The organism is Clostridium ragsdalei P11, assembly GCF_001675165.1.
GTDB lineage: Bacteria > Bacillota > Clostridia > Clostridiales > Clostridiaceae > Clostridium_B > Clostridium_B ragsdalei.
Map to the genome: position 1 here is coordinate 201,287 of NZ_LROS01000022.1, position 14,161 is coordinate 215,447.

At 28.0% G+C, this 14,161-nt stretch carries 10 protein-coding genes; 4 read left to right on the forward strand and 6 right to left on the reverse strand.

All coding sequences use genetic code 11. The annotated features are described in order from the left end of the window. The first annotated feature begins 109 nt into the window (after positions 1 to 109). The 3 genes from CLRAG_RS11045 (at position 110) to CLRAG_RS20880 (ending at position 2,697) form a co-directional block, all read left to right on the forward strand. Positions 110 to 1,717: a DHA2 family efflux MFS transporter permease subunit gene (locus CLRAG_RS11045; RefSeq protein WP_065078490.1), complete on the forward strand. Its 1,608-nt coding sequence runs from the start codon at positions 110 to 112 to the stop codon at positions 1,715 to 1,717. Positions 1,718 to 1,826: 109 nt separating this feature from the next. Then, complete coding sequence (locus CLRAG_RS11050; RefSeq protein ID WP_065078491.1) at positions 1,827 to 2,558, forward strand: L-2-amino-thiazoline-4-carboxylic acid hydrolase; 732 nt, start codon at positions 1,827 to 1,829, stop codon at positions 2,556 to 2,558. Next, a complete protein-coding gene (locus tag CLRAG_RS20880) occupies positions 2,548 to 2,697 on the forward strand; it encodes a hypothetical protein (protein WP_167351568.1) in 150 nt (49 codons plus the stop codon). The genes CLRAG_RS11050 and CLRAG_RS20880 overlap by 11 nt, the downstream gene beginning before the upstream one ends. A gap of 865 nt (positions 2,698 to 3,562) precedes the next feature. Here the strand turns inward: CLRAG_RS20880 and CLRAG_RS11055 are convergent. Together CLRAG_RS11055 and CLRAG_RS11060 are read right to left on the reverse strand one after the other, a co-directional pair. Further along, the gene (locus tag CLRAG_RS11055) at positions 3,563 to 4,354 is read right to left on the reverse strand and encodes an EFR1 family ferrodoxin (protein ID WP_065078492.1); all 792 of its coding nucleotides are present in this window, start codon (positions 4,352 to 4,354) and stop codon (positions 3,563 to 3,565) included. A gap of 38 nt (positions 4,355 to 4,392) precedes the next feature. Then, positions 4,393 to 4,911, reverse strand: a complete 519-nt coding sequence (locus CLRAG_RS11060) for a methyltransferase family protein (protein WP_065078493.1) — start codon at positions 4,909 to 4,911, stop codon at positions 4,393 to 4,395. A gap of 606 nt (positions 4,912 to 5,517) precedes the next feature. Here CLRAG_RS11060 and CLRAG_RS11065 point away from each other — a divergent pair. Next, entirely contained in the window at positions 5,518 to 6,150 is a 633-nt protein-coding gene (locus CLRAG_RS11065; RefSeq protein WP_167351569.1) for a VanZ family protein, read from the forward strand. A 131-nt stretch (positions 6,151 to 6,281) separates the two neighbouring features. Here the strand turns inward: CLRAG_RS11065 and CLRAG_RS11070 are convergent, their stop codons facing one another. From CLRAG_RS11070 to CLRAG_RS11085, 4 genes are all read right to left on the reverse strand, one after another. Then, complete coding sequence (locus CLRAG_RS11070; RefSeq protein WP_065078494.1) at positions 6,282 to 7,058, reverse strand: hypothetical protein; 777 nt, start codon at positions 7,056 to 7,058, stop codon at positions 6,282 to 6,284. A 703-nt stretch (positions 7,059 to 7,761) separates the two neighbouring features. Beyond that, entirely contained in the window at positions 7,762 to 8,643 is an 882-nt protein-coding gene (locus CLRAG_RS11075) for a hypothetical protein (RefSeq protein WP_065078495.1), read from the reverse strand. A gap of 151 nt (positions 8,644 to 8,794) precedes the next feature. Further along, positions 8,795 to 10,765, reverse strand: coding sequence for a DUF1998 domain-containing protein (drmB, locus tag CLRAG_RS11080; protein WP_065078496.1), 1,971 nt, complete (start codon positions 10,763 to 10,765; stop codon positions 8,795 to 8,797). Beyond that, entirely contained in the window at positions 10,765 to 14,157 is a 3,393-nt protein-coding gene (locus CLRAG_RS11085) for a helicase-related protein (RefSeq protein WP_065078497.1), read from the reverse strand. The genes drmB and CLRAG_RS11085 overlap by 1 nt, the downstream gene beginning before the upstream one ends. Between the last annotated feature and the right edge of the window lie 4 nt (positions 14,158 to 14,161).

A 14,161-nucleotide genomic window follows, 5' to 3' on the forward strand; every position in this document is an offset into this window, starting at 1 on the left:
ATTATTTGCATATATATAATAATACCCGAACTTTGGTTCAATTTTTAAAAATATGTTGGAGGCTATTATCGACAATAAAAAAAATTATTTAGGTCTTGTAGGATTATTATTGGTTGGTTTCATAGGTAATCTGGATATTTCAGTAGTTAACATTGCTTTGCCATCTATAGAGAAATACTTTAATTCAGATTTAAACACTGTAATGTGGGTAACGTTAATATTTGCTCTAGTAAGTACAAGTACTTTAATTCCAATATGCAAATTGGGAGATATGTTTGGAAGGAAAAAAGTTCTTCTTATATGCTTAATTATTTTTTCAATAGCTTCAATAATTTGTGCTGTCTCTAGCTCTTTAAATATTTTAATATTAGGACGTGGACTTCAAGCCTTAGGTGCTTCTGCTTTGATGACTATTTCTATTCCACTTGCTTTAGAAATTTTTCCAAAAGAAAAAAGAAATCTTATTGCAGGTATATGGGGAGCTATCTGTGCCTTAGCTATAGCAGTAGGTCCATCTTTGGGAGGATATATTATTCAGTGCTCCAGTTGGAAATACATTTTCTTTATTAATATACCTATTTGTCTTATAAGTTTTATATTAATTTTTAGTTTTATAGAAGAAAGTTTTAATCAAAATGGCAATAAAAGTATTGACTTTATTGGAACAATTATTTTAGCTGTTGCTCTCTCAACCCTCACATATTCACTTATTGAAGGAAACAACTATGGTTTCACTTCTAAAAGAATACTTGCTTTATTTATACTAAGTGCCATATGTTTTATTGGGTTTACACTTCTAGAAAAAGCAATTTCTAATCCTATAATAGATTTTTCATTGTTTAAAATAAGAAGTTTCTCTATCCCATCTTGCACTATAGGTTTTATAACAATTATAAGCGTAATTTTTACTAATTTTATTAATTTCTTTTTTAATGGAATATCAAATTATACTGCCTCAGAAAGTGGTAATATAATTTTCTTCTACGCTTTAGGTCTTATGATTTCATCAATTATTGCCGGAAAGTTAACTACAAAATTCAAAACATCTACTGTAGTATTTTTTTCTGTTATCATATGTATAATTTCAATTTTTTTAGTAATTCATGTTACTTCTAACACAACTAAATTGAGTTTTATAATAATATTATTCATTGCAGGTTTAGGCTCAGGTGCTCCTAGCGGTCAATTAGTGGCTTACGCACTTTCTGATGTTCCAAATGAGAAATCCGGATTGGCTTCTGGTTTAAACAATATAATAGCAAAATTATTTCTCCTTGTGCTAACTGCTATTATGACTTGCAGCTTAACATATAGAGAAAATATTGCATTTAACAACACTAAAAAATATTTAATTAGCAATGTATCCTCTTCTCAGGTTTTAGATAAAAAAACAAAAGATATTATTGAAAGCAATTTAACTCCCCTGAATAAAAATAATTTTAACTTAATACAAAAGAACATTACCTTAAAACTAAAAAAAGATGCCCAAACTACTATAAAGAATAGTTCAGACATCAAAACAAGAGAAGCGCTGCTGCAAAAAGCATCCCATATAAACAATTATTTAACTAAAACAATAAAAACTACTAAAGTAGAACTTAAGAAAAATTATTCTAATGCTTATACAGCAACCTTTAAATTAAGCTTTATATTCCTTGGAATATCAATTTTATTCTGCCCTTTTGTAAACCCTAATCGTAAAAGAACTGAAGCGTAATTATGGACAATCAAAGTATTAGATAGAAAAGTATCAAGAAGAATTTATTATTTTTATATATAATAGCTGGAAAGGTATCTTTCAATAAAATAAAAATGGAGGTTATGATATGGAATGCAATAATTATTATTTAGAAAACAAAAATGAACTTATTAAATTGTTTAGAGACAGTAAGAAACAGCAAAATGAGGTATTATGCAGGTATTTTGGAATACAAAGAACTGAGTATTGGATGGATAAAGCAGAAAAAACTTTTATAGAGTTAATTCCTAATATTCCTGATATAGGTGGTCATGATAATATAATGCTCTCATTTTTAACTTATTCCTCAGTTCTTATGCCTATTGCAAAAATACTTAAAAATGAAGAATTTAACACTAGAATTATAGGTCAATCTATTTTCGAAATGGCGAAAGGCATATATAATACAATTTCAATAAAAAATAGATTGATAATAAATAGAGATTATTACTTAGACAGTAATATTGATAAGTGGAGAAAACACGCTGAAGAATCTCATAAGAAAAAATATGATGGAGATTGGGTTTTTAATTTTATTGAAGGGAAAAATAATTTTTTATATGGCTTAGATATGACTGAATGTGCCTTATTTAAATTTTGGAAGTCTCAAAATCTTGAAGAATTAGTGCCATATCTTTGCTTAATGGATTGGGCATATTGGAAGACTGTTAGCATAAGAGTAAAAAGAGCCAAGACTATTGCAAATGGAGGGATAATATGCAATTACAGATATCTTGGAAGGTCAGAGTGCAAGAATGATTGTCCAAGTGGATGGCCACCTGAAACAATGGAAGAATGGACGGGAAAATATGAAAAATAAAGGTATACCCTATTATAACAAAAGGCTTTGTACTGTATATATGAAATATATTAGGTGGAAGAAAGTAACTATGAAAAAAGTAATTATTATTGGGGCAAGCAATAGGATAGGTAAAGAATTATCAAAATTATTCGCATAAAATGGTTATATAGTTGGATTAGCAGCTAGAAGGACTACGCTTTTAGAAGAATTGAGTAAAAGCATTTTATTAATATTATGTGTTCTTTTTGCCATTTTTCATTCCTAGATATAATAAAAATCTAAACATTCCTAATTTAAAATGTCTAGCTTTTATTTTTTCGTGCTTTCCCAATACTAAACATCTAAGTTTAGTATTGCCATTCTATTTAGTTTTAATCAAACTTTGTTATTGTGAGTTATAATTAATATTGTCATAAAATACTGGCTAAAATATATGTTTTTATATTTTGAAGCTGTCACAATTTATAAGTATTTTTGCCACAATCCATATTAATTATAAGATAAAATGTCCTAATCTGTCTTCAGCAATCTCACAATATACAATTAATCAATCCTTACAGGCTTATAATTATAAGTATATCCGTATAAATACTTATGTGAATAAATAAAAAGAGCAAATCAATGCCCTTAAAAATACTAAAAAAGTTATTGCGTTTAATAAGAATGTTACAACACAAAACATTTATGGGCTTGTAATTTACTTACCGTACGAAATATCATTTTTGCGTATGCTACCCCTATATGCAAATTTACAGGTGTTGCATAAGAGGTCTATCTGTATTTGAAACATTTCATATATCATTTTTATAACCCTAGTGAAACATATTCTAATAGTGTCCTTAGGGTATACTTGATGAAATATATTGTTAAATTTCGTCTAAAAGGCTTAAAACTTCTGAAATTAGCAAACTTTAATGCTTAACGTTGTAAATTCGTATAATGATGGCTGTACCCCATTAATCTAATCCGTTGTTCAATTTATAACGTTTAGTATTAAAAACCGTTTTAGATGGGGAGAGTTATTATTTCTTAGCCTGATTTAAAATATCTGAAATATTGGCATTAGGGTGATGATATCTTTTACGAGTTGGTGTTTTCTTTCCATATTGAATAGCTTCTTGAGGACACCACTGCAAACAAGCTAAACACTGTTCACATTTATTATTCCATATTGGATTTCCACTATTCATATCAATATTGCAAACAGGACAAATCTTTTGGCATATACCACATTTATTACATTTTTCATCAACCCAAAAATTCTTATCCATTTTGGCAATATTCTTAGCTGAATGGTTGTAAATTAAATTTGAAAATAGTAAGTTTACAAGTATGTTGTTATTTTCCTTTTTACCCTGCTTGTTAGTTTTAATATATTCAGCAATGACTTTAACTTTTTCACCACACTTATCAAACAATTTCTTTTGCTTTTCTTCGGGAAATGCTCCATATTTTGGCACGTAATTACCAGGCATATTTATGGTAAATCCTGCCGAAAGCTTTCCTTTACAACTTTCTATTACTTTTTCAAGTATGTTGATTGCAACACCAGGCATACCACCATGTGTAGCAATTGCATAAACGTATTTATCATTAAGATCTTCAAAGTTTTTAATGAATCTTTCAATAATGAGAGGTATCCCCCACATATAAACTGGAAATATTATTACTACAACTTTTGCATCAGTTTTAATAATACCATTCCCTAGTGCATAGGGAATAAAAATAAGATCACCCTCTATTTTTTTTGCAATATCTTTAGCTACTGCCAACGAATTTCCTGTACCTGTAAAATAATATACATCTGATTTCATTCCAATTTTCCTCTCTTTATAATAATATAGGAATCTATCTAAATATAACGTCTTACTCTATTCATATATTTTATATACACTTCTCCAAATTCCTTAATACACCATCTTTCTTCTGAAAGAATAATCCAATGCGCTGATATTTGAAAACATATTAATAGCATAAGCAATATCCATGATTGAGTTAGAATTACACACCCTAAGAAATAAATAAAATATGAAATGTACATAGGATTTCGGGATACTCGATATAACCCATTTAAATTTATTCCGCTCATTTTAGGCTTAGCATAATTTATTATAGATACCCCATATAAAATAATTCCTAAACTATAGATTATTAGACCTATGTAAAACCACTCAGAGTCTGCCCTGATTTTAAGTAATAGCAAATATAGTAAAATAAGGATAGTTGAAATTTGATAAACCCAATATGCTACTTGTTCTCTTCCGATTACTGGAGCAAATAAACCCGCACGTTTAAGTGCTTCTTTGTTTACTATACTTAAAAGCCCATACCTAATAAGTATAATTGGTATTACTGTCAAAACTGCGTTCATTTTATCCCACCTTCTACATCTTTAATTTATAACTACTTCCTACCATTCCATGTGGTCATCCGGATAATACCTCATATTAATTTAACCTTTTTATATTTAATAATTGTGACGTAATAATTTACAACTGTGAACTAAATAATAAGTAAATTATATCATTATCTAATTACAATTACCCATTTTTTGTCTTAACATGGGTTTTGCCGGAAATGTTGGTGCTACCACATATACTATAGAATATTATGGAAATATTTTTATTAACATTTGAATATCAACTAATAATATATGGTAAAAATCAGCAAAACAATGAGATATGTAAAAGTAAATTGATATAATATATAGTCAATACTAATTTGAAAATTGCTTAAAAATTTTTCCTATAGTATGCTTTTAATATAATATATATTGTATTTTAAAATATCTTCCTTTTTAAAACAATTAGATATTGTTTACAGCTTTCTTAGAGAGTATCTAAATTTTATACGATTTTACAAATTATATTTTTAATATTGGTTATTATACAAAATATAAAAAATAATAGGTGAATTGATATATCAACGACAATATCTCACATGCATGTTTGATGTATATGAGGAAAGGAGAGTTATAATGAATGATATAAATAATTGGATTTTGATTGGATATGAAATGCTTTCTGTTTTAATTCCGTTTTTTATCACATATGTGATTCTACAGGCAGTATTTAGAAAAGATGAAATGAGAAATAAAAAAAGAAAATTAATTTGGAATTTTATTTTTGCAATTTATATTTTTGGAGTTCTACATTTTACGGGTGCTGGAACATTATATAATATTAAAATGTATGGATTGAAAATAAACCCAAATGAAGTTAATCTAATACCTTTTTCTAAAGATATAGATGTAGTAGGTTATGTTTTAAATATCATGTTGTTTATTCCTCTTGGATTTTTAATTCCACTAATTTGGACAAGTTGGAACAAATGGAAGTCCGTAATTATTGGAAGTTCTTTTTCTATATTAATAGAATTAAGTCAGCTTTTCAATACTCGATGTACAGATATTGATGATTTCATAACGAATACTTTAGGAGCAATATTAGGTTATTGTTTGTATAAGATGATTAATAGAAGAGTGAAAAAGAAAGATATACAGACAAGCTATTTGGAAATAGAACCTTTTATATTTATTTGTGCTATGTTTTTAGGACGTTTCTTTATATTTAATGAATTTGGTTTGGCTAAAATTCTTTATAAATTTTAATCAAGGTTAAAATGAACGTTTATATGTATAAAAATAGGTCACATACTGGAATTAATATCTTGATGTGACCTTAGTTAGTAAACAATATAAGAAAACTGTTTACCATAGAGTATCCTTTTGGTAGTGTGTTATTAATAATCAAGCGATGGTTCATTGATAACAGAATTAATAATACCTGATACGGTATGAAGCTGTTCCTCAGTACCGGTAATGGCTATCCAACAACTGCCTTCCGCACCACATATTCCTCCAGCAGCAACAAGTTCTGCTGAAGCTCCTGTTAGAATTTCAATAGCTTCAAGTTCTGTTATAATGGTGCCGCTTATTGGAAGCATCCTTAATCCGGTGGTGGAAGGAGCGTTAAGCCTTGATGCAATTTGTCCGATATCACCGAAAACTCTTTTTTCCAATCCCACAGGAATGATAAGCTCTGTGCGTTTGCCGATAACGGCTTGCATAATCGGCCCACTTGTGCCAATGGTTGGATTCGCAATTTGTATACCTGCCATCTTTCTTTCTGAATCAACGGCATTGGCGCCTTTCAGTATAATATCTCCATGACCAAGACTCTCGGCGACATCATAAATTGTTTTTCCTTTGACCCATTTTCCTTTCTCAATCACAATATCCTTGTTAAAATAGCTGTCATTAGTTGTTTTTATTTTTCTGCCTGGCCTAGTAGTAACTCCTCGGAAAAATGTGTTTTTAGAAAAGTCTCCAATTTGATCAATGGAAAGTAGCAATTCTTCAGCAACATAAGCATTGGTAGTTCCTGCAATAACAACAATCGTGTTACTTTCTAATGCTTTTTTTATCTGTTTAAGAGAAATAACTGCTTTAGCTATGAGTCTCTTACCTGCGGGAATTGTAATGAGAAACTGATTTGTGTTCAAATTTTTTGTTGCCATATTCATCCTTCTTTCTTTTATTGATTTATTTAGATTTGTATGTAATGTTGCCACTCAAATTAACAGATACTAAACGCCTTTATTTTTTAATCCCCATGACCTGTTTTTTTATTTTTCATCCTCTTTATTGCTTATATAACCTAAAATTATCATTAAAATGCCGCCTAAAATTCCTATTACAAGTGGAGCCATATCTAAATCCATAAGAAGTAACCTCCTTCTTAGTTTTTTATGCAATAAAATACCTTTGTGAATTAATTTATAAGTAGATTATACTATTTTATACAATATATTGTATATATTAATTTTCAAAAAACTCATGATTTCACTATATAAAATAAGAACTTGATATACTCATGATGAGTATATCAAGTTCTATATTTAAACATTCTCTATAATAACTATAAATAATACTTAATTTAAAATTTTTTTTAAATATCGTCAGCACTATTATTGTTAAACCTTTAGCAATATTTTAGTTTCCAACCTTATTTATAGTTTCCAACATTTTTTATACAAAACATAAAATTGTTGGTTTGAAATAAAGTTTGATCAAAATAAGCCGTAGAAACGGCTTAAATTCGTTGAGACTTGAAGTGAATTTTGTAATAAAGTTTGATCAAAATTGGGCTGCTTTTATTTTTGAAGTACTTTATTTTTGAAATAAAGTTTGAGCAAAATATTGTTCTTTTATATTTTGCAATTACTCTTTAATTATCCCTTTTATAATTTTTTGAAATTCAAAAGCACGAATCACTTGTGTTTCTATTCCTAAATAAGTATATACAGCATTTGTTCTTTTTGAAAAACTCTCATCTTCCGAAATAAAATAATTACAATATGTTGCATATATCGAATGCTGAACATCATGAATTCCTGATATAGCTGTCCGCTCCTGTTTATCTCGATTATATCCACATTCACCTAATACATTGTATAAAAACTCTATAACACATTCTAATAAAGAATAGTTATTTTTTAGCTTATTATAACAATTTTCTTTTAATTGAAATCCATCAGATTTAATATTACAAATACTTTCTGCTTGCTCAAATCCATATAAAGATGCAATTTGCATAAAAGTAATTTTCTTATATTTATCAATATATCCTGAATATTTATTTAATTCTTCTATAATTTCTTTTTGATTCCATACTTCATTGCATGATAAATTTGAGTAATTTATAACTTTTTTATTATCTTTCACATAAGACTTGACAGATTCCTTTTGAATATCATGCAATACTTTTCCATTATTAATAACTATATCACCAGTATCATATTCTTTTACCCTCTCAAGACAATCATTAAACTTTTCATTTATATTTTTAATTCTAGTTTTACTTGGGTTTAATATTCCACAAGGTGTTAATGAAACCATTTCATTAAATACATCAGTTAATTTCTTGGAATTTTGCTTATTAATATCATTTTTACATGCCTTATAATATTCTTCAGCATGTGCTACACTTAAAAAAACCTTTACATTATTGCTCTTAAAAATACTATCATCAATAATGTTTTCGCAAATTCTATTGTAAATATTGTAATCTAAATAAACTCTAATTTTATTTTTATTTTTCATTATATACTCATCTCACTATTCTCAACAAATCTTAGACTGTAAAAATAACTGTAATTCTTTATTTATAGTTTTATGAAACTTCATTTGTTTATTTTATATAGTTGCTTAAATTTCTTCTTTAAATTGCATTTAAAAGTTAAACCCGTTAATGTTACCTAAAGTTATTAAAAAACCCTATACTTTTATTATCCAATGTTCCTACTATTAATGCTCTATCCAATAAAGTATTAAATTCCTCACAACTTGTCTCTGACACTAAACAGCAAGAAAAACATGCGGACAAATTTAATCCGTCTCTACCTTGACCTAAACTTTCTATGCACACAGGATCTGATGAACAAAATCTTGCCTTTTCTATTGCACTATCAATAATATTAGGCAATCTATCACTTTTCCCTTGCCTAACTAATCCCCCTAATGTGCCTTCAGAATCTCCATTTGCTGTATATATCATAATTCCGCACATGTGGTAACCATTATCTTTGGTATTACAATAAATACGTTCTCTAAGAGAGGTTGAACTATATCCACATTTAAAACTTAATTCCTTGATTATTAAATGTGAAAGAGTATGCAATAGCACAAATTTAGGTGTTATCTTTCTAATAGAAAATCCTTTATCCAATAAAATTTTATGATACTTACCGTTTATATTAGCTATTCTTTCTGTTACTTCTGGATTTTCATCTATCCACTTTTGTATCAATATTTCATCTAATTCAATAAATATTCCTTCACCATTAACTTCAATAGCTGGATACCAATCTTTATCTGATAATGGCTTAATTAATTTATAATTTTTATTACTTGATTCTCCTTCATTATCACTATCCATAATATTATTATCAGGTCCATTTATCCGTGAAAACCCAGTTAACACCCTTACTTCTCTCATTTTATGAATTAAAACAACTTTACTCAAATAACTTTTATGATACTCTTTCACTTTTTGAGGAATAATTTTAAAATCAGCTTGATTAGAAATATCATAACTTAATTCTCCAATCAATGCCTTATATTCTTCTTCTTTATATTTTATTTTATCAATATCACATTCTTCATGCTCTTCCTTAACTTCTAGTTTTCTCAAAATTATATTCTTAACTACACTTTCATCAATTGCTTTTTCTTTTGAAATTGCGTTAATCGCTTTAACTATAAATTCTTCTTTTTTATTTTCTCTATCCTCATCTTCTAATTTAATAATTAATTTTTCAAACTCTAATGATTCTTCCACCATTTTAGTATATTTATCTGAATACGGCGGAATAACTATTGAACTTTCTATCTTTGGAAAATATACATTTATTGCACCTCTTTGTAATGTTGTTGGGTATAGTCCACACTTTTCATCTTTTGTTCCATCCCAAGGCCTGTTTCCTTTACATTGTAAAGAAAAATTATCTTGAACTAATTTTTCTTTTCCTTTAGATTCATTTTTTACCTTTTCCTCCAACATTTCAAATTCATTTTTACCACTATTGGTAAATGTTCCACTTAAACTTATTCGAGCATTGCAAGTTTTACACTCAACTGTTATTCCTTCAAGACCAGATGAAACTCCGCTAGTTTTAATAACTAATTGAGGATTATCACAAATTTTCTTGTGATCTTTAAGATGTGTCCATTCTATCCATGGGAAATCATCAATATGTCCATTTTCACAAGCTACTATAAGCCTTGCAGGTACTAATTTAGTCATATATTTGTGCTCTTTACTACAGCAAAACGGTGTTCTCATCACTTCATCTTCACCCTTTGCCTTCTTATAATCCTTTTCCCACTCTTTTAATGTTTTAAAGCTTCTACAATTAGGGCAAAAGTACCAAGTTGGGAACTGTACAAATGGCATATATAATTTTTCATCTTTTTTAACATTATCTATATCATCATCTTGCCTAATAACAGGAGACTTAAATCCTCTAACTCTAAGTACATTTTCCAATCTTTCATCATGTATAGTCTTTAACTTTTTTTTATCCCAATATTCACCACTAGCTGTCATAAGTACCCAATTAGGTAAATCAATCATAGCTCCAGTCCCAAACGGAAAAACTAATGTAGATGCTCTAACTTTCATTTTCTTTATTGAAATTTGGTACTTATTTCTTAAATCACTCATTATTTTTCTGCCTCCTGTTCAAATATTTTAATACCAACTTCTCCATCAACATTTCTCATTGATGTCATTGTTTGAATTCCCTTTATATTAGTATTTTTATCATAAAACCCACTTATTAATGGATTATTTCCCTTAACAAACTTCACTTGGTCCTCTTCATTTTTTAATTTTTCTTTCCAAAAACTCACTATATATTCAAGTTTATTTCTTATATACTCTACACTAGTTGGTTCTATTTCTGATGATCTTTCAATAATATATTCTTTTATTTTTTCTATATTATCTTTCTCTATCTCCATATTCATGGCTGAATCATCGCTATTTAAACTTGTACTATTTCTAATCATACTAATAAACACTGAATGCAGCATTCTATCAACAGAAGCTTCTGAATATGGAGTAATACTTGTTGGTTCAACATACTTATAAAAAGCTTGATGATATGCTTGAAATATTTCATAATGTGAATCATCTCTAGACTTTCTTCCATCGTACAATGTAAAAACTATCCCTGGATCACTACGACCAACTCTGCTAGATGCTTGTATATATTCTGATGTTAATTTAGGTTGCCCTATTATTGACATTATATTTAATCTTGGAACATCTACGCCAACTGAAATCATATTAGTTGCCAATAGCATATTTATAACTCCCTTTTCAGGATACTTTATTTCTAAATCCTTCAATGTTTTAACTATATCAGATGAACTTACTCTACTTGTTAATTCTTTAGCCTCATATAGTTGTCTTTTATATCTTGAATCTTTTATTCTTCTCGCCATACGAACCATATAATCTTTTACATCATCACAGACAAGTGTTGAAGCTTTGCCAAGTTCCCTAATACTATTAAAGTATGATACTAATGTCCAATATTTATCCTTTTCTTCATCAGATATATTCATTACTCCAATTCTCTGCAAAATAGCCGCAAACATTCTTATTTCAGTAGTAGTTTGTGTTTGTCCTATTCCTTCTATGCCAACATATAGCCTTCCAAATTTCTCTTCAAGTTTACTTTCTCTTGTAAAAAATGAATCTTCAATTTCTATTCCAGGTGCAGGAAATTGTTTTACTTTTCTATTATACAAATTTTTTATTTGCTCATCAGCTTCACATATTGTAGCTGTAGATGCTATTATTTTAGGTCTAATTCCTTTTCTACTACATAAATAATCTATGGAATTTTCAAATAGCCCAACCAACGTACCTAATGGTCCTGATATTAAGTGTAACTCATCTTGAATAATTAATTCGGGTGCCGCATTATCATTACCATATCCAAAGAAAGATGCTGTTTCTCCTTTCCAAGGTAACATTGCAAACTTATCAACAGTTGAAAATAACAATGTTGGTGGTTTTTTATACAACAACTCATCTATTATTTGAATAGGTAAATCGCCACTAAAATGACAATTGTGGTTTGGACAATCAAATTTAAAAGTTTTATTTCTCCCTCTAGAAATATCATAAGCTTTAGTCGTAAATTTAGTTTTACACCATGGACATTCTCTTAATTGAAACTTATTATCAGCATATTCACTTTTTGCAAGTTCTCGCTTTTGATAAGTAGCATCTTGTAGTGTATTAGGAGTTTGAGTAGAACCAATCCATAATCCTATTGAAATTGGTTCTTTACCTAATAACTTTTCATCATTTTCCCTTAAATATTCGCATGCACATATTAATATACTGGCTCTTTCAAATTGTTGAGCAGCTAATAAACGTAATGTATACCTCATTATTATTGTAGTTCCATATCCTTTTTTACCCTTGGTCATTCTTCTGTAAAATATAGTAAATGCGCAAACTCCTAAATAAGCTTCTGTTTTTCCACCTCCAGTAGGTATCCAAATTAAATCCACTATATCTCTATATTTATTTTTACAATCAACTAAAGATGGTATTGTCATTAACAAAAATGCTAATTGGAATCCTCTCCATTTTGCCTCTTTTATTTCATAATTTTTATACATATCAATTGAATTGCTTTTTTCTAGGTCATTAGGATAATTTGATTGAATTCTTTGAATCAACATTGCTGTATTTGATAATTTAAAAGATTCAAACATATCATTGTTTTCAAGTAATAACTTAATACCTTCCTTCATTCTATTATAAGATTCTTTGCAATTTTCAATATTATCTCCTGCTACATCTTTATATATTTGGTCATATCCTATATTATTTATTCCATCATTTTTTTTGTCTATCCATTGTTTATAACTTTCAATAAACTTATTTAATAAATCTATTATTTTTTCTTTGCAAAAGTCACTTAAAATTGATAAATTTAACATTGGCAAAACTAAATTTTCAATATCTTTTATTTCTTTCATATTAAATTCAGTACTTGCAACTTCATATGTTGGCATATATTCAGTTTTTATTATGCCTTCTCCAGTTCTTCTATTTATATTAGAAAAATCTACTGAAACTCCATGGCCTGAACCATAACTTTGTTTATGTCTATATAACAATTTCAATAGCTTGTCTTCATTATCGTATTCAATATTAGAACTCAAAAATTTAAAATTATTTTCCTCGGAATTCACCTTAATCTCTGGTTGAAAAACATACTTTTCATCTGAACCTTTTGAGTTGTTTTCATTTACTAGCATGACTGTAATACTATATTTTTCATGGTATTCTCTTTTTAAAACAAATAACTTTAATTTTTCATCTTTTATTTCAAAGAAACCATAATTTCCTTTATCAAATTTAATCTCAATAGGATTATTAAATTTAATTGGATGTCTTTTATATGCCTTATATCTATTACTACTTTGTTTTTGCAATTTATATAGTGCATTTTCTAATGTTTCTCTGTTTACAAAATATCCTTTTTCTTTAAATCTATTTATAAAACTTATATCAATTCTATTTTTCAGTTTTAAAAATCCATCTTCATAATATATATCCATAGATACTTCTGAATCTTTTAATGGCAATAAATCTCCATTATAACTAACCATGCATTCACTAGTTTTAACTTCTTTATAACGTGCTCCATTTACATGAACTAATAGCTTATCTAAATCCTTGTTACAGAAAAAAGTCATTCCCATTGAACTTTTTTTTAATATATGTGAATTATTTATATCTTCATAAAATTCCTCATCTACTTTATAAATATGTTGTTTTTGTTTCTTACTTTCTTTTTCATTCAAATCATCTTCAGTATTATTATCTGTACTAATTGAATCATTAGTTACAACTTGCAATTCTTGCTTAGTAAATAATATTCCAGTGGAATATCTTTTACTTGGTCTATCAGTTATTATTTCCTCTTCAATTGGTAAGCCTGTTTGTTCTGATCCAGGTCCCAAAATTTCTTCTCTAACTGCATGATATATATCGTCACGGATATTTCTTAATTTATTTGACATATAT

Coding starts and splice junctions, on each gene's coding strand:
- CLRAG_RS11055 (WP_065078492.1), bottom strand. CDS start 4,354: ATGAAATCAGATGTATATTATTTTACAGGTACAGGAAATTCGTTGGCA.
- CLRAG_RS11075 (WP_065078495.1), bottom strand. CDS start 8,643: ATGAAAAATAAAAATAAAATTAGAGTTTATTTAGATTACAATATTTAC.
- CLRAG_RS11065 (WP_167351569.1), top strand. CDS start 5,518: ATGAATGATATAAATAATTGGATTTTGATTGGATATGAAATGCTTTCT.
- CLRAG_RS11085 (WP_065078497.1), bottom strand. CDS start 14,157: ATGTCAAATAAATTAAGAAATATCCGTGACGATATATATCATGCAGTT.
- CLRAG_RS11070 (WP_065078494.1), bottom strand. CDS start 7,058: ATGGCAACAAAAAATTTGAACACAAATCAGTTTCTCATTACAATTCCC.
- CLRAG_RS11060 (WP_065078493.1), bottom strand. CDS start 4,911: ATGAACGCAGTTTTGACAGTAATACCAATTATACTTATTAGGTATGGG.
- drmB (WP_065078496.1), bottom strand. CDS start 10,765: ATGAGTGATTTAAGAAATAAGTACCAAATTTCAATAAAGAAAATGAAA.
- CLRAG_RS11050 (WP_065078491.1), top strand. CDS start 1,827: ATGGAATGCAATAATTATTATTTAGAAAACAAAAATGAACTTATTAAA.
- CLRAG_RS20880 (WP_167351568.1), top strand. CDS start 2,548: ATGAAAAATAAAGGTATACCCTATTATAACAAAAGGCTTTGTACTGTA.